19 protein-coding genes and 1 tRNA gene are annotated in these 21662 nt (G+C 41.9%); 3 read left to right on the top strand and 17 right to left on the bottom strand.

Translation table 11 applies throughout. The features are described 5' to 3' along the window. Positions 1-28: 28 nt before the first annotated feature. Positions 29-2791 (bottom strand): GBS Bsp-like repeat-containing protein, encoded by a 2763-nt coding sequence (locus ACFORF_RS07810; protein WP_380427020.1) that lies wholly within the window; start codon positions 2789-2791, stop codon positions 29-31. Between the two features lie 296 nt (positions 2792-3087). Beyond that, entirely contained in the window at positions 3088-4395 is a 1308-nt protein-coding gene (gene eno, locus ACFORF_RS07805) for a surface-displayed alpha-enolase (RefSeq protein ID WP_380427018.1), read from the bottom strand. A 195-nt stretch (positions 4396-4590) separates the two neighbouring features. Here eno and ACFORF_RS07800 point away from each other — a divergent pair, with 195 nt between their 5' ends. Beyond that, a complete protein-coding gene (locus ACFORF_RS07800) occupies positions 4591-5037 on the top strand; it encodes a YueI family protein (RefSeq protein WP_380427016.1) in 447 nt (148 codons plus the stop codon). Here ACFORF_RS07800 and ACFORF_RS07795 read toward each other — a convergent pair. After that, positions 5034-6155: a glycerate kinase gene (locus tag ACFORF_RS07795; RefSeq protein ID WP_380427014.1), complete on the bottom strand. Its 1122-nt coding sequence runs from the start codon at positions 6153-6155 to the stop codon at positions 5034-5036. The genes ACFORF_RS07800 and ACFORF_RS07795 overlap by 4 nt on opposite strands. A 64-nt stretch (positions 6156-6219) precedes the next feature. Between ACFORF_RS07795 and ACFORF_RS07790 the strand changes: the two genes are divergently transcribed. Then, entirely contained in the window at positions 6220-6726 is a 507-nt protein-coding gene (locus ACFORF_RS07790; protein ID WP_380427012.1) for an NUDIX hydrolase, read from the top strand. 111 nt (positions 6727-6837) lie between these two features. Here the strand turns inward: ACFORF_RS07790 and ezrA are convergent, their stop codons facing one another. The 13 genes from ezrA to ACFORF_RS07725 form a co-directional block, all read right to left on the bottom strand. Continuing rightward, positions 6838-8562 (bottom strand): septation ring formation regulator EzrA, encoded by a 1725-nt coding sequence (gene ezrA, locus ACFORF_RS07785; protein ID WP_380427010.1) that lies wholly within the window; start codon positions 8560-8562, stop codon positions 6838-6840. A gap of 180 nt (positions 8563-8742) precedes the next feature. Further along, a complete protein-coding gene (gene gyrB, locus ACFORF_RS07780) occupies positions 8743-10695 on the bottom strand; it encodes a DNA topoisomerase (ATP-hydrolyzing) subunit B (protein WP_380427009.1) in 1953 nt (650 codons plus the stop codon). A gap of 230 nt (positions 10696-10925) precedes the next feature. Further along, entirely contained in the window at positions 10926-12092 is a 1167-nt protein-coding gene (locus tag ACFORF_RS07775; protein WP_380427007.1) for an FtsW/RodA/SpoVE family cell cycle protein, read from the bottom strand. A gap of 123 nt (positions 12093-12215) precedes the next feature. Then, positions 12216-12287, bottom strand: a tRNA-Arg gene (locus ACFORF_RS07770). Positions 12288-12505: 218 nt separating this feature from the next. Then, entirely contained in the window at positions 12506-12853 is a 348-nt protein-coding gene (gene rplS / locus ACFORF_RS07765; protein WP_380427005.1) for a 50S ribosomal protein L19, read from the bottom strand. A 271-nt stretch (positions 12854-13124) separates the two neighbouring features. After that, positions 13125-14021: an ROK family protein gene (locus ACFORF_RS07760; protein ID WP_380427003.1), complete on the bottom strand. Its 897-nt coding sequence runs from the start codon at positions 14019-14021 to the stop codon at positions 13125-13127. Between the two features lie 15 nt (positions 14022-14036). Then, the gene (locus ACFORF_RS07755) at positions 14037-14954 is read right to left on the bottom strand and encodes a dihydrodipicolinate synthase family protein (protein ID WP_380427001.1); all 918 of its coding nucleotides are present in this window, start codon (positions 14952-14954) and stop codon (positions 14037-14039) included. Between the two features lie 20 nt (positions 14955-14974). Beyond that, a complete protein-coding gene (locus ACFORF_RS07750; RefSeq protein WP_380426999.1) occupies positions 14975-15625 on the bottom strand; it encodes a YesL family protein in 651 nt (216 codons plus the stop codon). 32 nt (positions 15626-15657) lie between these two features. Next, a complete protein-coding gene (locus ACFORF_RS07745) occupies positions 15658-16104 on the bottom strand; it encodes a YhcH/YjgK/YiaL family protein (RefSeq protein WP_380426997.1) in 447 nt (148 codons plus the stop codon). Positions 16105-16205: 101 nt separating this feature from the next. Beyond that, positions 16206-17036 carry a carbohydrate ABC transporter permease gene (locus tag ACFORF_RS07740; RefSeq protein ID WP_380426995.1) on the bottom strand — a complete coding sequence of 277 codons (831 nt, stop codon included), beginning with the start codon at positions 17034-17036 and terminating at the stop codon, positions 16206-16208. Between the two features lie 14 nt (positions 17037-17050). Beyond that, on the bottom strand, positions 17051-17917 hold the full coding sequence (locus ACFORF_RS07735) for a carbohydrate ABC transporter permease (protein ID WP_380427105.1): 867 nt from the start codon (positions 17915-17917) through the stop codon (positions 17051-17053). A 291-nt stretch (positions 17918-18208) separates the two neighbouring features. Next, positions 18209-19525, bottom strand: a complete 1317-nt coding sequence (locus ACFORF_RS07730) for an ABC transporter substrate-binding protein (RefSeq protein ID WP_380426993.1) — start codon at positions 19523-19525, stop codon at positions 18209-18211. A 110-nt stretch (positions 19526-19635) separates the two neighbouring features. After that, positions 19636-20334 carry an N-acetylmannosamine-6-phosphate 2-epimerase gene (locus tag ACFORF_RS07725; RefSeq protein WP_380426991.1) on the bottom strand — a complete coding sequence of 233 codons (699 nt, stop codon included), beginning with the start codon at positions 20332-20334 and terminating at the stop codon, positions 19636-19638. A gap of 165 nt (positions 20335-20499) precedes the next feature. Here ACFORF_RS07725 and ACFORF_RS07720 point away from each other — a divergent pair, with 165 nt between their 5' ends. Beyond that, complete coding sequence (locus tag ACFORF_RS07720) at positions 20500-21153, top strand: prepilin peptidase (protein ID WP_380426989.1); 654 nt, start codon at positions 20500-20502, stop codon at positions 21151-21153. Positions 21154-21242: 89 nt separating this feature from the next. Here ACFORF_RS07720 and ACFORF_RS07715 read toward each other — a convergent pair whose 3' ends face one another. Beyond that, positions 21243-21446 (bottom strand): hypothetical protein, encoded by a 204-nt coding sequence (locus ACFORF_RS07715; RefSeq protein WP_380426987.1) that lies wholly within the window; start codon positions 21444-21446, stop codon positions 21243-21245. Positions 21447-21662: the final 216 nt, after the last annotated feature.

Raw genomic sequence — 21662 nt, 5'->3', positions numbered from 1 at the left:
AGGTAAGTATTCCTTTAAAATTAGGAAATTAGTTGTATTTAGCGTAGTAATTTAGAATCCCAGAGACAATACCATTTGCTAATTTTTCTTGATAGGAAGCTTGTGGTAGTTTTTTGGCTTCTTCTGTATTAGACATATATCCAAGCTCAACGAGAATAGCTGGTGCAGTTGTTTCGCGGAGAACCGCAAAAGTATTTCGCAAAACACCTCGATTAGCAGCACCCGTATTGACGACCGTTGCATTTTGTATTGCCTGTGCTAGATAGGCAGAACGTGATAAGCGTTCAGCATTATTATGGTAAGTTTTGTTAATTGCAGGTTGATAATTTGCGTCATACTCATAATAGTAAGTTTCGATTCCATTTGTCGCAGTTGAACCAGAAGCATTAAAATGAATACTGATAAATAAATCTGAGAGGCTAGCATTAACTGCTTGAGACCGCTCTAAAAGTCCAACAAATGTATCTGTTGATCGAGTTAAGACGACCTGGTAACCCTGTTCTTCTAGTTTTGCTTTGACCAAATTTTGAATTGATAAGTTTAAAGATTTTTCTGTTACTCCAAAATACGTAGCTCCAGGATCACTTCCACCATGTCCAGCGTCAAGATAAACAATTTTATTGATGACAGCATACTCACCTTGGGAAGCTGAAGTAACAACCTTAGCTGCGGCTAACTCTTTCTGTTCCAAAACAGTTCCCAACGTTTCCCCATCTGCATAGGTCGTATAGACATGGATGTTGTATAAACCTGACTTGTAACTATGATTTTTAGTGGAAACCTCTACACTAAGCTCACCATTAGTAACAGTATTATCTTTATACCAATAAATATTAGCCTGTTTTTCCTCTGACCACACTGCAACAGCAACTGAACTTATCGCCTTTGATTTTGCCGTTTCACTAACTTTAACTGTTAAAATACCTGCGGCTTTATTGTAGTTTTGAATTTCAATTGTTGCAGGTGTTGTAACAGGTTTATCAACTTCAAATCCCTTTGTATCACCCAAAGCAACCGTTGTATTTCCCAAACGACTTGTCCCATAGATATGAGCACTGTAGTGCCCAGTCGCAAACTGATGATTCTTAAGTTTAATGGTGGTTGAATAAGTCGTGCTATCTTTTTGAGTCGTGCTGTACCAAATGATATCATCCTGACCCTTGACATCTGACCAGGTTGGGACAAGTACATTCTTCACATAAACAGGTACGTTAGAGACCGTTACTGTATATTCTGTATCACTTACCTTAGTAACAACACTCGTAACAGATGGCTTAGCGATGGTGAAACTGATAGCACTTAAGGCTACAGGTTGACCAGTCTCATAAGAATAAGTATGAACATTGTACTTACCGAATCCGGAATGGTTCTCATAAGTTGCTACTGCTTGGCCCTTGCTATCCGCTTGGTACCACTTAATATCGTCTTGACCATGTTCGTCAGACCAAACTGCAAATCTTACTTTGGTATAATCTGCAACAGTATTGGAGTCTAATTTGATAGCAATACCGTCCTTGGTCAAGTTAGTTGAAACGTCATTTTTAACAGCTGCTTTTGTAATTTTTAGGTCTCCAGCAATTGTTCCTGAACGCGTTCCATCAGTATAATTGGTGTAGACATGAACTGCGTAAACCCCAGTTTTATTAGCGTGATTGGCAATATTGACCGTCTGACTTGCCTGATTATTGGTGATACCTGGTTGATACCATTTGATGTCATCTTGTCCATTTTCATGTGACCAAACAGCTATCGCAACAGAGCTAATAGTCTTTGTAGCCTCACTCCCCTTAACATTAACCGTAAAGGTCGTCTTGTTCTCTGCATAATCCGTGATACTAACAACGGCATCCGTTCGACTATCGACATGGTCAACGCTGGTTGCTAAAAGTCCATACATCCCCTTAGTCACTGAACTATAACCATAGACATGAACATTATAAGTCCCGTATTCAGCATGGTGGCTTGTTGTAGAGAGGTTAAGGGTATATGTTCCTTTTCCGGAAGCTGTCGCATCATACCATTTGATATCGTCTTGACCATTTTGACTAGTCCAAACGGGAATTTTTACCTGACTAATAGTATCAGGTACATTGGTAACCGTAACTTGATAGTTTGTTTCAGATGTTCGTTTAATGGTTGCTTTTGCTTCAGGTTTAGCAATCGTCAAGGTTAAAGCATCTTTAGCCACCATTTTACCAGATTGATTAGCATAAGTGTGAACAATATAGGTGCCATATTCCCGATGTTTTGAAAACTCCACATATGCCGCTCCTGCAGCAGAAGATTCATACCAAACGATGTCATCTTGGTTATTGGCTTGTGTCCAAACTGCAAAAAGAATTTTTTCATTTTTTGCAATCGTCGGAGTATATTTCAAATGGATACCGTCTTTATCCACTACAGTCGTAACGACATCATCACTCGTTGTTGCTTGATCAGTTGAAGTCGATGCTGATGTTTGAGTGGTAGACGAAGCTGGTCCTGCAGCATTTGTCTCAGCTTGAGAAGTCGTTGTTGATGCTGTAACATTTGGAAACTCTGTTGTTGCGCTAGACTCATCTGTTGAAGAAGCAGCCTCTGACATTTCCGTAGTAGTATCCGTCGTTAAGCTCTCTGTTGTCGTTGTCGCTTCAGTAGACACTTGGCTTGTAGCTGTCGTAACCCTACTTTGACCAGTCGCGGAAGACTCAGTGGTTGTCCCCGTAGTCGTATCTGCAGCAACTTGTGTCGCTGAAAACAATGTCAAAACGAGCGGAATAGACAGATAAGTTTTAATTTTCCTAATTTCCATTTAAATGCTCCAATTCTTACATTAAAAAATCAATTTATTATATCATAAAATTAATAAAGCAACAAATTAATTTCGTATAACCAAACAAAATAGCCTCAGAGAATAATTATAGTTTGCTTTTTCAAACAAAAAATTAGGGTAATAACGACATAATTCATTTTATACAAATAGACTAATTTTCCTTCAAAACTTTTATATTTTAGTTAGGAAATACGATGAAATTGAAAAAACACTTTGGAATATAATTCCAAAGTGCTTCATATCAAGGCTCAACAGCCTCTTATCTCGTTACGAGATTATTTTTTCAAGTTGTAGAATGACTTGATACCTTTGTAGGCAGCGATGTCACCCAATTGATCTTCGATGCGAAGCAATTGGTTGTACTTAGCGATACGGTCAGTACGTGACAATGAACCAGTCTTGATTTGGCCAGCGTTTGTTGCAACAGCGATGTCAGCAATTGTTGAATCTTCTGTTTCACCTGAACGATGTGATACAACGGCAGTGTAGCCAGCTTCTTTAGCCATTTCAATCGCTTCGAATGTTTCAGTCAAAGTACCGATTTGGTTAACTTTGATAAGGATTGAGTTAGCAGCACCTTCTTGGATACCACGTGCAAGGTAGTCAGTGTTTGTTACGAAGAAGTCGTCACCAACGAGCTGTACGCGTCCACCAAGACGTTCTGTGAGGGCTTTCCAACCATCCCAGTCGTTTTCATCCATACCGTCTTCGATAGTGATGATTGGGTATTTGTTAACCAATTCTTCAAGGTAGTCGATTTGTTCTGCAGATGTACGAACAGCTCCGCCTTCACCTTCGAATTTAGTGTAGTCGTATACACCACGCTCTTTGTCGTAGAATTCTGATGATGCACAGTCGAAACCGATCATGATGCCGTTTTCGCCAGCTTCGTAACCAGCAGCTTCGATAGCTTTAAGGATTGTTTCTACACCGTCTTCAGTTCCTTCGAACTTAGGAGCGAAACCACCTTCGTCACCAACAGCTGTAACAAGTCCACGTTCTTTAAGGATTTTCTTAAGGGCGTGGAATACTTCAGCACCCCAACGAAGACCTTCTTTGAAAGTAGGTGCACCAACTGGCATAATCATGAACTCTTGGAATGCGATTGGAGCATCAGAGTGAGATCCACCGTTGATGATGTTCATCATAGGAGTTGGAAGAACTTTAGCGTTGAATCCGCCAAGGTAGTTGTAAAGAGGCACTTCAAGGTAGTCAGCAGCTGCGCGCGCAACGGCAATAGACACACCAAGGATTGCGTTAGCACCCAATTTACCTTTGTTAGGAGTTCCATCAAGAGCAATCATCGCACGGTCGATACCTTGTTGGTCACGAACGTCAAAACCAATGATAGCTTCAGCGATAACGTTGTTTACGTTGTCAACAGCTTTTTGAGTACCAAGGCCAAGATAACGAGACTTGTCACCATCGCGAAGTTCAACTGCTTCGTGTTCACCAGTAGAAGCTCCTGAAGGAACCATGCCACGTCCGAAAGCACCTGATTCAGTATAAACTTCAACTTCAAGTGTAGGGTTACCGCGTGAGTCCAGGACTTCGCGAGCGTAAACGTCAGTAATAATTGACATGTTATTACTCTCCTTATGAGTTTAATTTTTTACAAGTTAATCATAACACAAACTAGGCTTTTTAGCAAATGAAAAACGAAAAAAATGAAAATGAGACATCTTGTTTTCATTTTCATTTAAGGGAAGATGTTAGACGTAGTCATTTCGCATAAAGTAGGGTATAATCAAGTTAATCTATCGTTTAAGGAGAAGCAAATGGATATCAATGAAACACTGACCCGAGCAGCCCATGGTGAAAATCGTTTAGACCCGGATCAGCAAAGACAATTTTTAGGGACCTTTAGAGAGCGGGTTGTCATAGCTGTCTCACTTGAACAGGCCCAACAAGAGGAAACGCTCCGCTTTTTTCCAAACTTTCTCAATCAAGAAAGTGCTAACGATCCAAATCTTTCTTTAAAAATCTCTCCTGCCTTAAGCATGGCTAAACAGATGGCCTACCTAAAACTAGCGCAAGAGGTCCATATCGACGCCACAATTGTCGATGAAACCAGTGCCAACTCACCTTACGGACTCGTCCTTCATACTGACCATGCTATTGACAAGGAAAATATCGACTTTATCATCCCTGAGGAGACCGCAACTTCCACTAAAAAAGAGCCTGAGGAGAAGAAATCCTTCTGGAAGAAGCTTTTTGGTAATTAAGACAGGTGCTGGCCTAATTTCAAGGTCTGAGCCACCTGCTGACTGAGGTTAGTCAAATCCTTCTTGGCATCACTGAGAAGTTTTTCCTTGTCCTGTAAGCGTGGAATAGCGGCATAAGCGGCAAGGATACCCTGGCAAGGAAAGAGTGGTAAATCCTCATCCAGCATCCCACAGAGGGCTATTATAGGAATCTTATTAGGCGTTCGTCTAGCTAGGCCAATCGGTGCCTTACCTGACAAACTTTGCCGATCTAGCTTGCCCTCACCGACGATTAAGAGGTCCGCCTCAGCTATTCTCTCCTCAAATTTCAAAAGATCCAAGACAGTATCTATACCTGATACAATTCTAGCTCCTGTAAAGGCTACAAAACCAGCTGCCAAACCACCTCCCGCTCCAGCTCCTGGTAGGTTCAGCAAGGCTGGATGGTGATTTTGGTAAAAATTCTGCAAGGCCTGGTCTGCCCAAGTCACTTCTGTAGGAGATAATCCTTTTTGTGGACCAAATACAGGACTGGCTCCACGAGGACCACAGAGAGGATTGGTAACGTCAACTAAGAGATGAATCTTTGCTTCTTTTAGGGAAGAGGGGACCCTATCTGATGTCATCCTAGCTATCTTGTCCAAATTTGCACCTATAGCCTTTATCAGATTTCCATCCTTATCCCAAAACTGGTAACCTAGTCCTTCTGCAACTCCTATACCGCCATCAGTTGTAGAAGAGCCACCGACCCCGATGTAAAATTCTCGGACGCCCTCATCGAGTAAGAACAAAATTAGTTGACCAATGCCTCTGTTTGATATTTTTAGGGGTTTACGATCTTCCAGAGGAATCCTTTCCAAGCCTGTGACCGTCGCGCATTCAAAGGCAGCTACCCCTTCATTTCTGGCATACTCAGCCTCAACTTGACCACCTAGACCATCGGCAACTAAAATGGTCTTTTTTGTTAGCTTGAGGCCATTGCAGATTGCATCAACCGTGCCTTCACCACCATCTCCAACAGGTATTAAGTCGTAATTTGCTTCCGGAAAAACACGATAAAAACCTTGATAAATGGCTTCAGCTGCTTCTGTAGCCGTCAAAGACTCTTTAAATGAATCTGGTGCAATGACAACTTTCATATTTCCTTCTCCCATTTTCGTATGTTATAATACTTCCATTATACTGCTTTTAGGAGGAAAATACATGGAAAAATGGGACGCCTACAATCGCGAAGGGCAAGTTACTGGCCAAGTCCTCATCAGGGGACAAGAGGTCCCAAACGGTCTCTATCACCTTGTGGTAGAATGCCTTATTTTAGACCAAGATGACCGGGTCCTGCTCGTCCAACGTCATCCTGATAAACCTGCCTTCCCTAGCTACTTCGAAGCTTCTGCTGGTGGATCAGCTCTTTTGGGCGAATCTGACCTTGAAGCTATCATCCGTGAGGTTGAAGAAGAAACTGGGATAAATCTCAAGGCAGACCAACTAAGTCGACGTGAAACTTTCTTCAATGAGCAATTCCATTGTTATTTTCAATGCTTCACGGCTAAACTTAGTCAGGTTGCCCCAGAAGTCATACTGCAGGGAAGTGAAACAACAGCTTACCGTTGGATCCCAAGGAGTGAACTCAAAAGTTTTTTCAAGCAAAATCAGGTCATCCCTCGTCATCAGAACATGCTTGAGATACTATTTCTCAACAATGATGCCTAATCTCTTCAAAAGAATTTATTTATGGCGGTTTAACCTTTAAAAGGCAAGACCATCCGAGGTCAACTAACAAACAAAAAGTACGTTCACTGTCGAACGTACTTTTATTATGTTTTAGAAACGAATTTCTTCACGAGTCTTAATGTAGGCATTAACAAATCGATCTGTTACACCTGGTTCGATAATTTCTAGAGCATAAGAAATCTCTTCGAAGGAAGAACGATAATCAAGATTATCTTCAAAATAGTGCAGAGACTGTTCAAAAGCTGCTTGAACATTAGCGTCAAAACTACGGTAACGGTTTGAGTACTGCAAGAGCTGTTCTGTTAATACAGCGTCCTGAATAACTTGATAAGTCGTCTCTTCCAAGACTTCAACACCGCCCTCAGCAGCTGTTGTCAAACGTTCTACCATTTCAATATCAATGCGTCCACGGCTCAGTTCATCCTTAAGATTTTCCAATTGAGCTGATGTTGAGAAGAAAACTTGCAAGAAATCTTGTGGAATTCCTGGCAGATTACGTTTTTCAATATAGCGTTTAATGGTATGAAGTTTATTGATGTACTGATCAAGCAATTGACGACTATTCGCCTCTGATTGCTCTACCCCTTTAAGATTATTAAAGACTTCCATCTGACCATCTTCGATACGTTTAAGAGAAGTTTGGCCAAATTCCAGTGTTTTCTGCAGGTCACTGTAAGGCTTCTCTTCAGTCACAAAATCAATCGCTGACGGTAATGTTGTCTCCTCTAATTTTTCCAACTCTGTTTTGAAGGAATTAAGGGATAAACTCGTTGATTCATTAAGGATAAATGACTGATTGAGACGTGCAAGTTCATCTGTCAATAGTTGATTATTAGCAGATACATGCTTGAAATAATCTGGCAAGACTGAGGCTAACTTGACTACGTGTTTGTGAGCACCAATTTCCTTTTCAAAAACATCATAGAGTTTGTCGACATCACCTTGAATATCCTCACATTTACTCGCTGCTTTATCAAGATGAAGTTGCGCCAAGACCTCAGATGCATCCGTTATACCTTCACGAATCTTTTGGAACTGTGGTTCAATATTATCTTCTGGGAAGAAATAGTGCTCTTCCAGTAGCTTACGGTATCCAGATTCTAAATCTTCAAGTTGGTCGGGGAATTTCACATTCAACTTTTCAACAAGAGCAGGAACCTGCTCAGAAATCTGACCTAAAGCAATCGTATGTTCCTCTGCCTTTTCCAGTACTTCTGCGGCTTCAACAGGGTCACCAGAGGAGTTCAAAGCAACGAATTGAGAAAATTCAGCTTGAATATTTTTTAATTGCTTATCAAGTTCGGCAGAAGCTGGTCCATAATTAGAACGGTTCTCCGTTATCGTACCATCAAGCACTTCATAAAGATCCAAAGCATACTTAACTCGTGCCGAGTTTTTCTCTTCCTGTGCCTTCAAAACTGAAAGTGCTTCTTTGATAGCCTGAGTATCTTCTTCAACTAGCTTAAGTTGACTTTCGATACTATCGATTTCGTGCTTAGCTTTAATAAAGTTGAAAGAGTCGTTAAGATTTTCTGCTTCAAAAATATGATTTTCTAAATCACTAAATGAGTTAGTTGATAAGTCCACCCATTTTTGGTTCCATTCACGGAAGGACACTTGACTTTGACCAACCAGATGAAGGTCCTTAACGGCCTCTACCTCCTGATTGATAGGAAGGTCAAAAATAGCTTGCTTGCGCTCCTCCAACTTTTCGAGAAGTGTCTCATTTCGACGACGAATAAGCACTCCGATAAGATAGATGATGATGACAATAATGACAACAGCAACTATCGTTAAGATGATTCCAGTAGGCATCTTAATCTCCTTAATAGACTGTAAGATGACGGCTTGCGCTTTTTGCTCATCCGTCTCAGTGTTCTCAATATATAAAACTAAGAGAGACTCATTCTTCAATAAATTCCCTATTTAAACATATAAAACACTATAACATTACGATTATAACACACTTAATCCGCTTTGACAAAGCAATTTTGACTAGACGTCTAGCGTAGAATAAACCGCATTTTCTTCGATAAACTCACGACGGGGTTCCACACGGTCTCCCATGAGCATATCAAAGATCTTATCAGCTTCTGCAGCGTCATCAACTGATACACGTGCCATCAAGCGACGTTCAGGATCCATGGTCGTTTCCCAGAGTTGGTGATCATCCATTTCTCCCAATCCCTTATAGCGCTGAACTGTTGGTTTAGAACGACCTTGGCTGTATTTCTCCATAGCAGCTTTCAATTGCTCTTCTTGATCTGCTCCTGGCTGGATGTATTCCTTGATTTCAGAACCAACCTTGACTCCATAAATTGGTGGTTGAGCGATATAGACATAGCCAGCTTCCAATACAGGACGCATGAAGCGGTAGACTAAGGTTAAGAGAAGAGTACGAATATGCGCCCCATCAACATCGGCATCGGTCATGATGACCAATTTTTGGTAACGGGCTTTAGAAACATCAAAATCTGCACCAAATCCAGTACCCATGGCCGTAAAGAGACTGCGAATTTCCTCGTTGGCTAAAATCTTATCCATGGTCGCTTTTTCGACGTTGAGGATTTTACCACGAATTGGTAGAATAGCTTGATACTCACGGTTACGTCCAGACTTAGCTGAACCACCGGCAGAGTCTCCCTCCACGATGAAGAGCTCATTCATGGTTGGATCATTAGACGAACAGTCGGCCAATTTACCTGGCAAGTTGGAAATTTCTAGACCAGATTTCTTGCGAGTCACTTCGCGGGCACGTTTAGCCGCAATGCGCGCTTTTGAGGCCAAAATCCCTTTTTCAACGATCTTACGAGCAATCTGCGGATTTTCCAAGAGGAAACGGTTGAAGGCATCTGAGAAGAGACGGTTAGTAATCTTCACAACTTCAGAGTTTCCAAGTTTAGTCTTGGTTTGCCCTTCAAACTGAGGATTTGGGTGTTTGACAGAGATAACTGCAGTCAACCCTTCACGGACATCCTCACCCGTCAGATTATCCTCATTTTCCTTGAGGATTTTATTCTTCTTGGCATAGTCGTTAATGACACGGGTTAAGGCTGTGCGGAAACCTTGCTCATGGGTTCCACCTTCGTGGGTATGGATGTTGTTGGCGAAAGATAGAACATTTTCATGGTAACCATCCGTATACTGCATGGCTACTTCAACCGTAATGCCTTCCAACTCTCCATCTGTGTAAATCGGATTTTCAAAGATGGCTTGCTTGTTTTCATTGATGAACTCAACGTAGCTGACAATACCACCCTCGTAGTGGAAGTCCTTAGCCTGTTCTTGTCCCTCACGCTTGTCCGCGATAGAAATCTTGAGACCCTTATTGAGAAAGGCTAATTCTTGAATACGTTTAGCCAAACGATCGAAGTCGTACTCTGTCGTTTCAGTAAAAATTTCTGGGTCTGGCGTAAAGTGAACGGTCGTTCCGTGGCGATCTGTATCACCGATGACCTTCAAGTCCTCTTGGACCACACCACGTTTGTACTCTTGATAGTAAATCTGACCATTTTTATGGACACGAACATCCAACTGCGTTGACAAGGCGTTTACAACTGAAGAACCAACCCCGTGGAGACCACCAGAGACCTTGTAGCCGCCTCCGCCAAATTTACCTCCCGCGTGAAGGACCGTGAAGACCGTTTCAACCGCTGGACGACCAGTTTTCTCCTGAATATCAACAGGAATCCCACGTCCATCATCAATAACCGTGATAGAATTATCCGGCTCAATAAAGACTTCAATCTGGCTGGCAAAACCAGCCAGGGCCTCGTCGATTGAGTTATCCACGATTTCCCAAACCAAGTGATGAAGTCCCTCTTTAGAAGTTGAGCCAATATACATCCCTGGACGCATCCGTACAGCTTCCAGTCCTTCTAGGACCTGAATCTGGCTCGCATCATACTCTTGGGCCAAAGCTTCTAAATTTTTATCTTCTTGTGTCATGTCACTATTTTCTCCATTCAAAATTGCAGGCCTAGGCGAATCAAGAATGATAAAATCTCCCTGAAGATTCCACCTCTATCCTACAATGTTTCATAACTTTCATTATACCATATTTTACTTGAATTTTAACGAGATTTGCTAAAAATTCAGTTTCGCATCACAAAGTTTAAAGAAAAAAAGACTGGGTCTCCCAATCTTTTAAATCTACTTGAATCCGATACTGTGCTCTGCTATGTTTCTTGACGATTATAAGTAACAGATAGAATTAAACCAACACCTATGAGGTTTGAGATTAATGATGACCCACCTTGTGAAATAAAAGGTAATGGTATTCCGGTCAATGGAAGAATCCCAATATTAGCACCTATATTTTCAAAAATATGAAAGACTATCATCATGATAAAACCGATACAAATGAAGGTATAAAAACGATTATTAGATGCAATGGTCACACGTAACATCCTAAAAATTAAGAATAGGTACAGACTTAACACAACAGCTGTACCAATGAATCCAAAATCCTCAGCAATCACTGTAAAAATCATATCACTTTCACGTACAGGAACAGCCAACTCAAGAACATTAAAGCCTTTTCCTAAAAGACCGCCAGAACCAATAGAAATTAATGCTTGAGTCTGTTGATAGGCTATGTTTTGAGCATAAGAGAAGGGATCCAACCAAGCTGAAATTCGGTTCATCTGATAAGTATCCATACCAAGATTGAACAGCCATTCCTTACCCGCATCAAAGGTAAACAAGTAGAGAAAACCTCCAATACTGATTATTACTGCAAGGGCGACTGGAATAATGATTTTCCATGAGATTCCTGAAACAAAAATCAAGCCAACTAAAATTGCAACAAAGACTAGGGCTGTACCTAAATCACTCTGTAAAGCTAACAAAGTAAAAACTGGTAGGCTTATTAAGGCATAGAGTCCAAGTAACTTCCAATTGTCTTTTAGACTAGGATCAGGCCAACGATTCTGTCCCCAAAGTGTCAAGCGAGCCAGAGCAAGAATATAAGAAATTTTCATGAATTCTGAGGGTTGAAAAAGAGTAACCGAACCTATGGAGACCCAGTTTTTAGCCCCTGTTGAAGCAACCAAAGTTGGACTATATAAAAATAAGGGGAGTACCATCAAAACCAACCCTAGTACATAGAGCCAAGGGGTTATCCTCCAGAGAAAAGAAAGTTTAAATCTCATGACAACAACTGCCAACAGACAACCTAAAAAGAGCCATAACATCTGTAAAAACATGGTGTTATATACACGATCTGGATAATCACTCCCAACAGAAATAAAAATCGAAACCAGGCCAATAGTCACAAGGAGAATGACTGGAATAACCAAACCATAATCAATTTTTTTATCAAAGGTTAGCTTTTTTTCTGTCATCTTTTTCCCCACCCATAACAATCGCGACCTACAACAAAAGAAAGCAGTTTTTCCTCTACTCTCTTTAAGCAATAAATAAAGCCCTTGACCATCCTTTAGGAGTCTCAAGAGGCTATTTTTAAATGTCCCCTGCCGGAATCGAACCAGCAACTACTTCTTAGGAGGAAGGGGTTATATCCATTTAACTAAGGGAACTCAATTGTAATTCTATTGTACATCAGATACCTATCTTAAGCAAGAATTTTTACATAAATATTTCATAAATATGTCTAGAAAATTTCAAAAATAGCAAACTGATACATCTCCAAAAATAGGGGCAGTTTGCTATTCTTATCCGTCAAGATTTTCCTCTTTACAATTTTTGAAAACAAAAAAAGGGCTGACGCCCCTTCTTTCCATAACTAAGAATAATCTTAGCGACGGATTTCTTTGATACGAGCTGCTTTACCTTGAAGCGCACGCAAGTAGTATAATTTCGCACGACGTACTTTACCATAACGTACAACTTCAATCTTGTCAACACGTGGAGTGTGGATTGGGAAAGTACGTTCTACACCGATACCGCCAGAAATCTTACGAACAGTGTACATTTCTGAGATACCTTGACCTTTACGAGAGATAACAACCCCTTCGAAAAGCTGGATACGCTCGCGGTTACCTTCGACAACTTTCGCGTGAACGCGGACAGTATCACCAGGACGGAACTCAGGGATATCAGTACGCAATTGACCTTCAGTCAAGCTTTGGATTAATGGATTCATGTTTTTCTCCTATCTTTGTCAATCATAGGTGCTTTTAAACCCAGCGGATAAACTGTATTTTTGTGCGTCCATTACACACAATTTTTATCTTACCATAAATAGCAGAGCTTGTAAAGAAAGATATACCCATTATTCTCTTCTAGAGTCCTAAAACTCCCTCGTATTTAGGAACCTAACTTCTTTTGATTTCAAAAAATTTAAAAGAAAATCTGTAGAGGTCAACAACTAAAATATAGAAGCTTTTCCTCTACAGAATACTGTTTTATCTCAACTAGGCTTTCTGGCGTTCTTCTTGTTTAATCTTAAAGTGGTAATAGGCACCTAACATTCCAGCTGTGTTTCTATGTTTGGCAAAGACAAGGGTCGTCTTATCCGCTAGACTTGGAACCAAACCATCTTTGAGAGCTTGTTGGATGCGAGGGCGTAGAATGGCTTCTTGTCCCATAATACCACCACCTAAGATGACAACTTCGGGATTGGCAACATAGCAAATATTAGCAATGCCTTGACCCAGATAGCCGACCATGCGGTCAATTCCTTGAATGCAGAGCTTATTGCCCTCTGTAGCCTCCGCAAAAATCCGACGCCCATTCCAATCTGCAGGGTCATCGCCATGAAGGTCCGCCACATAATGGACCAGGGCAGTTGTCGAAGCCAAATCTTGAAAGGCGCCATCAGGTAGATGCAAATAGCCCACCTCACAGGCAGAATTGCTAAAGCCATGGAAGACTTTATTGTCAATGACCAAGCAACCTCCGATGCCAGTACCGACAGTCAGACAGACTGCCACCTGACTGTTGACCCCAGAACCAGAGATAACCTCAGCTAGGCCTGCACAGTTGACATCATTTTCAATCTCACAAGGAATCCCAAAGGTCGCTTCTAGTTCCTTCTTAAACTGAGTACCCGCATAGTTAGGAATCTGAGGCCCTGCATAGAAAATACCCCCCTCATCAGGGTCGACCATGCCAGCAGAGGAAATACCAATTCCCTTAGGAGCCTTGTCCACATAAGATGAAACAATCCCCTTAACCTTTTCAAGGATATGAGGTCCCCCTAAATGAGCCTCCGTTGGTATTTCATGGTCTTCTATAATCTGATCTTGGCTATCCACCAGACCATATTTGATACTGGTACCACCAATATCAATCGCTACATAGTAGTCCATATGCAACCCCCTGTCCTAGCAGAAGTTAGCCTTAGCTTCACGGATAAGGCGAGCTGCTTCTGCCACCAATTCCTCATCGCTATCAATCAGAGGTTCGAGAGGCTGACGAACACTACCGAGTTCCAGTCCTTCATTGATTTTAAGAACGGCCTTAATCACACCGTACATATTACCGTGGCATGAAACCAAGTGACCAATTATAGTGTTAATCGTGTATTGCAAGTCCTTGGCACGATCCAAGTCTCCTGCTGCGATCAACTCATCCAATTTGAGGAAGAGTTCTGGCATAGCACCGTATGTTCCACCAATACCACCAATAGCACCCATCACTCGACCAGCCAAGAACTGCTCATCCGGACCGTTGAAGACGAGTTTTTCAGGACCTCCTAGGCTCTTAAAGATTTCAATATCTTGTACCGGCATAGAAGAGTTTTTCACACCGATAACACGTGGATTTTTCAACATTTCACGGTAGAGACTTGGGGTCAAGGCCACACCAGCCAACTGCGGAATATTGTAGATGACAAAGTCTGTATTCGGTGCTGCTGCACTAATGTCATTCCAGTACTGAGCAATGGCATGTTCTGGCAGACGGAAATAGATTGGTGGGATAGCCGCAATAGCATCGACACCCAAACTTTCTGCGTGAGCAGCCAGCACTTGACTATCCTTGGTATTATTGCAGGCAACATGGGCAATAACGGTCAGCTTGCCCTTGGCCACTACCATAACTTCTTCCAAAATCAATTTGCGGTCTTCGACAGATTGGTAGATACATTCACCTGAAGAACCATTGACATAGATTCCTTTAACACCCTTGTCGATGAAATAGGTCACCAGGGTACGGATGCGCTCAGGACTGACATTGCCTTCATCATCGTAACAGGCATAAAAGGCAGGAATAATACCTTCGTATTTGGTTAAATCTTTCATGTAATACTTCTTTCTATTGATTAAGATTGTAGGGATTGGTCCAAGGCTTTACGGACCAAATGATGGTTAAGGTAAGCCAAAAGCACCCAGCCAATAATGGTCAGGAGAGAGAGTCCACCTAGCAGGGCCGTAGTGGAACTGGTCATTGCCAGAAAGAGTCCTCCCAACACAGCCAGCATAAGTAAGGTCTTGGGAGTATGGAGACTGGCTAAGAGAAAACTTTTCCAAACCAACTCTTTCAATCCTAGCTGATAACGACTAGCAATTGGATAGAGGTAAAGACTGGTCATGGTCACTAAAATCAGAACTCCAAAACTCAAGATCTTAATGACTTGAGCTGCAGGACTCATGACTTGGCTGAGTAAGATAATATCAAGCAAACAAAATCCTATCACCAGCACTTCTACAAGTCCTAGTTTGATTCCTTCTCGAAAATTCCTTTTAAAGGCCTGGCTATAATCTGCCCAAGGAGCTAGATGCCCAGTCTCAGCCATCTGATTCAAACAAGTGAAGAGGCTAAGTTTGGCAACACCAATCGTAACCACAGGCAAGCAAGACACCACAAAGAGGAGATTGAGCATGGCAAAATCAAAGATGCGCTCACAGGCCTTCATAAAACCACTATCCAAACTAAAAATTGCTGAAATAATTGCCTTTGTTTTATCTTGCATACAGGACTCCTTATCTTTTGAGGTCGGTCAGCCTAGGCTAACTTAACCTTGAAAACATATTTTCTGACCTGCTGGCGACCAGCTAGGTATTGGTTAGGTTGATGGGGTTCTCCTGGGAAAAAGGCTGCAAAGGTGCGACCGTCCAAGTCATAATCATAGGTCTTGTGACAGGTGACAAAGCCAATATCTCCAGAGAAAGTCTGGGTTTCTTCCTTCACTTGACGGCCATAGCGAATAATCTCCAAACCGCTCTCGATCATCTGAATATCCATATAAGACTTGTGGTATTCAAAGACATCTGTCGGCTCTTGATTGAGCAGATTTTCCTGTACTAGCAAGAAAACCTCATCTCCATCAATATCGACCCGACCCAGTTCTAACTGACTGAGATCAGTCTCTTGAAAATAGTTGATAGCCTTATCAAGATTAGGATGGATTCCCTTATAGCGTCTAATAGCTGTCAATTCATCAAAAATCATCTACAAATCCCCTCTTCTTCTGATATCATGACCGAGAGAGAACCAAGTCCATAACCAGCTCTCTCCAACTTCTGATTAAAATTAAACTTACTGCTCTGCTATTACCCCTTAACAGCTCCCATGGTAATCCCTTGCGTGAAAGATTTTTGGAAGATGAGGAAGACAGCAACGATTGGCACAGCCGCCAGGAAGGCACCCGCCATGATTAAACCGTAGTTGGTAGACATTTCAGCCTGCATAGTCGCAACACCTAGTGAGATGGTCAAGTTCTGCCGTGAAGACAACATAACCAGCTGCATGAAGTAATCATTCCATGTGTTGATGAAGGTAAAGATAGCAAGTGCAGCAAAACCAGGTTTTACGATTGGGAAAGCCACGCTCCAAAATGTTCTCACTTCACCACACCCGTCAATCTTAGCGGATTCCAAGAGTTCCGTCGGGATATTTTCAGAGAATTGCTTCATGAGGAAGACCCCGAATGGCCAGCCGACTAGCGGTAAAATCACCGCTGCTAGCGTATCGTGGATCCCCATAAAGTTGACAATCCGTACCAGCGGCACCAAGACAACTTGCTTTGGAAGAGCCATGGCTGCGATAAAGATTGAGAAGAGCAATTTTTGTCCGTAGAAGCGTTTTTTAGCCAATACATAGCCTGCTAATGATGCTGTAATACACACCAAGAGCATGGTTGCCACAGAGATAAAGACTGAGTTCCACAACCATTGCAGGGCTGGGTTTTGGACAATCAACTTTTCAAAGTTGATCATGGTCGGATTGGCAGGCCACCATTGCGGTGGAATTTTGATGGTGTCTGGCTGTGCCTTGAAGGCCCCTGTTAAAATCCAGTAGAATGGGAAGATAAAGAGGACTGTCAAAATTAGGAGGACCACGTTGGTCACGACATTAAAGAGACTGAAGTTTGATTTTTTCATGGTATTCCTCCTTTCTAATAATCCACATCATCGCCCAAGAATTTGAATTGAGCAAAACTAATTAAGGCAATCATGACTGCCAAGAAGACACCGATGGTGTTGGCATAGCCGTATTCTGTCAGTTTGAAGGCTTTTTCGTAAAGGTAGTACATGAGTGTACTGGTCGCGTAGTTTGGTCCACCTGATGTCAAAAGCTGGATCAAGGCGAAACATTGGAAGGAGTTAATGGTCGTTGTCACTGCGATGTAGAGTGTTGTTGGCAAGAGACTTGGCCATTTAATATTCCAGAAGACTTGAAACTCATTGGCACCATCGACACGCGCAGCTTCTACCAAGGAATTGTCAATATTTCCAAGCGCTGCAATGTAAAGGATAATCGGTTGACCAACAGAGGTTGTCAAGAGGATGATGATAATCGCCCACAGCGCCCACTGCTTGTCTCCCAACCAAGAGATGTTTTGCTCAATCATGCCACCTGCTTTAAGGACATAGTTGAGAATACCTGACAGTGGATCGTAGATCCATTTCCAAACAACCGTTACCGCAACAGAACCGGTTACAACGGGCAGGAAGAAGACAAAACGGTAGAATGAACGCGTAATCACACCCTTTTGATAAGTCTGTGAAGCCACAAAGAGTGAAAAGAGTACTACGATTGGCACAGAACCAATTACGATAATCACTGTATTGATGAAGGACTTCCAGAAGACCTCATCATGGAATAGACGAATATAGTTGTCCAAACCGACAAAGGTAAAGTCTGTCATGGTGTAGTGGAAGAAACTGGTCACAATCCCCATCCCCATTGGCAAGAGAACAAATAAGCCAAAGAAGAAGAGAACAGGAGCTAGGAAAGCATAAGATACTAGCGTTTCTCGCATGCGAATTTTATTGATTTTCACATGAAATACCCCTCTTTCGTTAAATTGAAAGCCCCTTTTCCAATTGAAATGACAGCAACTAGAAAGGGGGCCATGTCATATACAATGCAATCCAATCAAGTAAGATGGTGGTCAGCTAGGATTTCTTGAGGCCTATGATAGGCTGGTCTCCTACACTTTTCCCCTGGTTGGAAACCGACCTATCGTCTGCAGAAGTTTTTCCTCTTCTGCTAGACAGTCTCTAGAAATTTTTCAACTAACCTTCTTATCTGATTTTAAAAATGAAATTGCTTATTTTTTAATCGTTTCGTTAGCTGCTTTTGTGAAGTCTGTTGCAGCTGCTGCTGGTTCTTTTTCACCATTAGAGATAGCTTGGAGCATTGGGAACCAGAGGGTACGCATTTCAGCAAAGCCATCAATAGTGTTATAGTAAGTTGTGTAGTATTGAGTCCAGCCGCCGATGGTTGTCATGCGTTCTGTATCATAGAGTTCACCGAATGATGTACGAACTGGGAAAGCACCAGTTTGTTTCACGTTCTTAGGACCCCATTCGCTGTCATCAGCAATGAATTGGATGAATTTCTTAGATGCTTCAACTTTAGCGTCATCACCGTTGTTAAAGACTGCAAAACCGTTTACCAAGTATTCAAGAGCTGGTTTACCATCTTCAGATGGGAATGGTACTTCAACAACTTCAACTTGAGATGCTTCAAGCAATTCTGCGTTAGTGTTGTTGAAACCTGGTTGCCACAAGATTGTGAATGAAGTTTGACCATTTGCAAAGTTTTGGATGTCGTCACCACCAACGTATTGTGAACCGTTAGCAAGGGAGCCATCTTTGATCCATTGAGCTGCTGCTTCAAGACCTTTTACAAATTCTGGTGAATCAGTTGTGTATGCTGACAAGTCTTCGTTTGTTACACTTCCGCTATAAAGGTTAGCGATGAATGCACGTGTACCTTGGTCACCACCTTGACCGTTTGAGAAGAGCGATCCTGGATTGTAGCCTTTGTCTTTAAGAGCTTTGATCACTTTTTCAAAGTCTTCAGTTGTCCAACCTTCTTTAACGAGGTCAAGCACACCAGCATCTTTTAACATCGCCTTGTTAAGAGCCATGTAAAATGGTGCAGATGAGATGGGATACATGTAAGCTGTATCGCCTGCTTTAGAGGCTTGGATGATGTTGTCGTTATTAACATCTTTGACAAAGTCTTCTGTAAAGAGGTCGTTCAAGTCAGCCAATTTACCATTTTTTCCGTAGTCAATGATACGACCTGGTGCGTCAAAGAGCACGTCTGGTGCAGTTCCTGCTTCGATAGCTGTCGTGATTTTTTCTGGTCCAGAGGTGAAGTCAATGGTTTCCAATTTCACCTTAATACCAGGGTTAGCTTCTTCAAAAGCTGCGATAATTTTTTGTTCGTATGTACCAACACCATCGCTAGCGTTTTCTTGTGCAAAGGTAGGGAAGGCCCACCAAGTAATTTCTGTTGTGTCAGCTGAACTTTCAGCTGATTTGCTAGTTGATTCTGTTGAACCACCAGACTTACCACAAGCTGCCAAAGATACAACTGCAGCTCCGACTAAAAGTGAACGTAGGAATTTTTTCATTTTCTTTCTCCTATTTTTCCTAAAATATCCATTTGGATGAGTTAACGGCAATAATGGGTCTTAACAACTCGATAAATTGTCCTCCAAGATTTAGTATGATTCTTATTTTCTTATTTAATTCCCGCGACAAAGCGCTGAGTAATTTCTTTTGGACGAGTAATGGCTCCACCAACAACTAGACCACGAATGCCTAATTGCATCATCTGCTTAGCATCTTCTGGCGAATGAACCTTGCCCTCTGCGATGACATCAACACCAGCTTCGCATAATTCCTTAACCAAATCAAAGTCTGGTCCAGGTGCCTGACGACTGTAACTCGTATAACCCGAAAGGGTAGTTCCAACAAAGTCCACACCAGCTTCAAAAGCTGTCATTCCCTCTTCATAAGTAGAAATATCGGCCATCAAGAGCTGGTCAGGATACTTGATTTTGACCTCACGAATGAAGTCTGAGATGTTCTTACCATCAAAGCGCTCACGCTTGGTACAATCAAGGGCGATAACCTCGATATCCAACTCTGCCAATTCATCCACCTCGCGCATGGTCGGTGTAATAAAGGGTTCTTGGGGAGGATAATCCCGCTTAATGATCCCAATAATTGGCAGGGAAGTGACTTCCTTAATCTGGCGAATGTCCCTCACGCTGTTGGCCCGAATCCCAACCGCTCCACCTTCTTCTGCCGCTTTTACCATGAGGGGCATGATGCCTCCTTCTTCAGTATAAAGTGGCTCACCTGGTAGGGCTTGGCAGGATACGATAATCCCATCTCTGATCAAGTCTATCAACTCTTCTTTAGTCACTTTTGACATGATCAGTACTCCTTTTATTTTTTTGATAACGTTTACATTTTTTATTATATGATATTAAAAAAATCTTGCAAGGGGTTTCAAAGTTTTAGATTTTAATTTCATCATTCAAGTGAAAACTCAATATCTTCTGAAAGTACTTTCAGAAGAACTTACGAATAGTCAAGTATGGAATATCTTTTAATCTTTAGCTTAGGAGCTTCAATTGCCTCATTTCTAGGCGTCGTCATCGAGCGCTTCCCCCAACAATCCATCGTGACTCCCGCTAGTCACTGTGATCGTTGCCGCCACAAACTAGCCTGGTATGATCTCATCCCAATCTTCTCCCAGCTCCTATCAGGTTTTCGTTGTCGCTATTGCCAGATCAAGATTCCGCCCTGGTACGCTCTTTTTGAGGCCATCATCGGTTGTCTAGCCCTGCTAACCTACCTGAACTACCTTGATTTCTGGTTGGCCTATTGCCTAGTCTTTTCCCTAACCCTCACTATCTACGACCTCAAGACTCGCTCCTTTCCCCTCATCATCTGGCTAGCCTTTAGTTTACCCATCCTCTTTTATTTTGGGTTCAATAGCAGAGCAGTCACTCTACTATCCCTAGCCCTTCTAGCAGAGTTCAAAGACATCAAGATTGGTTCCGGTGACCTCTTCTACCTAGCAAGTCTCTCGCTCACGCTCGGTCTGACAGACCTCCTATGGACCATCCAAATCGGCTCCCTCACCGCACTCTTTGTTGCACTCTATCAACTCAAAAAGGGCCCGCAGAGTCCAATCCCCTTCGTTCCCTTCTTACTGATTGGTTACATGTGTGTCAGCTTCCTATGAAGAAAAACTAAAAATAAATAGAACCAAACCCAAGATGAGTGGAAAGTTGGTCCATTTTTTATGAATTGATAAATTGTAAAAGGAAAATACTAAGAATTATAACCAAAAAATCCTAAAAATAGGAGAACATAGGCCATCCCTGCCATAATTAAGAGAAAAAGAAAGGCTAATAGAATCTTCACAGGATTCTTTAAAGGTAAACGTCCATGGTGATGAAATACTGCTATCCCTAAGACCAAAAATGCGATCCAGAGTGTGGCAATGATTAAAAACGATTGACTTAAAACGATCATCTCCAAACCTCCTAATACTCACTCAAAATCTTAATAGACAGGACAGGTTGACATAGACATAAGAAAGTTAGGCAAGGAAGCCTAACGACCTATTGTTGTGATTTTTGGAAGAGGATAATTTGCTTTTTGCACCTTCAGTATAGGGCAATCCTTGCCGATAAGCGAATAAATTGAAGACCTTAAAAACCCTCACCAATCGGCAAGGGCTCCTGTTTC

The sequence above is a fragment of the Streptococcus caprae genome (assembly GCF_042649745.1).
In the GTDB taxonomy this organism is placed as follows: Bacteria; Bacillota; Bacilli; order Lactobacillales; family Streptococcaceae; genus Streptococcus; species Streptococcus caprae.
The sequence above is the reverse complement of the archived record's forward strand: the minus strand, read 5'-3'. Positions and strand labels throughout refer to the sequence as shown.

Excerpts from the sequence above, each read along its gene's own strand:
- ACFORF_RS07745 (WP_380426997.1), bottom strand. The coding sequence starts at position 16,104 with ATGATTTTTGATGAATTGACAGCTATTAGACGCTATAAGGGAATCCAT.
- ACFORF_RS07725 (WP_380426991.1), bottom strand. The coding sequence starts at position 20,334 with ATGTCAAAAGTGACTAAAGAAGAGTTGATAGACTTGATCAGAGATGGG.
- ACFORF_RS07800 (WP_380427016.1), top strand. The coding sequence starts at position 4,591 with ATGGATATCAATGAAACACTGACCCGAGCAGCCCATGGTGAAAATCGT.
- ACFORF_RS07760 (WP_380427003.1), bottom strand. The coding sequence starts at position 14,021 with ATGGACTACTATGTAGCGATTGATATTGGTGGTACCAGTATCAAATAT.
- ACFORF_RS07740 (WP_380426995.1), bottom strand. The coding sequence starts at position 17,036 with ATGAAAAAATCAAACTTCAGTCTCTTTAATGTCGTGACCAACGTGGTC.
- rplS (WP_380427005.1), bottom strand. The coding sequence starts at position 12,853 with ATGAATCCATTAATCCAAAGCTTGACTGAAGGTCAATTGCGTACTGAT.
- ACFORF_RS07775 (WP_380427007.1), bottom strand. The coding sequence starts at position 12,092 with ATGACAGAAAAAAAGCTAACCTTTGATAAAAAAATTGATTATGGTTTG.
- ACFORF_RS07795 (WP_380427014.1), bottom strand. The coding sequence starts at position 6,155 with ATGAAAGTTGTCATTGCACCAGATTCATTTAAAGAGTCTTTGACGGCT.
- ACFORF_RS07730 (WP_380426993.1), bottom strand. The coding sequence starts at position 19,525 with ATGAAAAAATTCCTACGTTCACTTTTAGTCGGAGCTGCAGTTGTATCT.
- eno (WP_380427018.1), bottom strand. The coding sequence starts at position 4,395 with ATGTCAATTATTACTGACGTTTACGCTCGCGAAGTCCTGGACTCACGC.
- ACFORF_RS07790 (WP_380427012.1), top strand. The coding sequence starts at position 6,220 with ATGGAAAAATGGGACGCCTACAATCGCGAAGGGCAAGTTACTGGCCAA.
- ACFORF_RS07755 (WP_380427001.1), bottom strand. The coding sequence starts at position 14,954 with ATGAAAGATTTAACCAAATACGAAGGTATTATTCCTGCCTTTTATGCC.
- ACFORF_RS07750 (WP_380426999.1), bottom strand. The coding sequence starts at position 15,625 with ATGCAAGATAAAACAAAGGCAATTATTTCAGCAATTTTTAGTTTGGAT.
- gyrB (WP_380427009.1), bottom strand. The coding sequence starts at position 10,695 with ATGACACAAGAAGATAAAAATTTAGAAGCTTTGGCCCAAGAGTATGAT.
- ACFORF_RS07715 (WP_380426987.1), bottom strand. The coding sequence starts at position 21,446 with ATGATCGTTTTAAGTCAATCGTTTTTAATCATTGCCACACTCTGGATC.
- ACFORF_RS07735 (WP_380427105.1), bottom strand. The coding sequence starts at position 17,917 with ATGCGAGAAACGCTAGTATCTTATGCTTTCCTAGCTCCTGTTCTCTTC.
- ezrA (WP_380427010.1), bottom strand. The coding sequence starts at position 8,562 with ATGCCTACTGGAATCATCTTAACGATAGTTGCTGTTGTCATTATTGTC.
- ACFORF_RS07810 (WP_380427020.1), bottom strand. The coding sequence starts at position 2,791 with ATGGAAATTAGGAAAATTAAAACTTATCTGTCTATTCCGCTCGTTTTG.
- ACFORF_RS07720 (WP_380426989.1), top strand. The coding sequence starts at position 20,500 with ATGGAATATCTTTTAATCTTTAGCTTAGGAGCTTCAATTGCCTCATTT.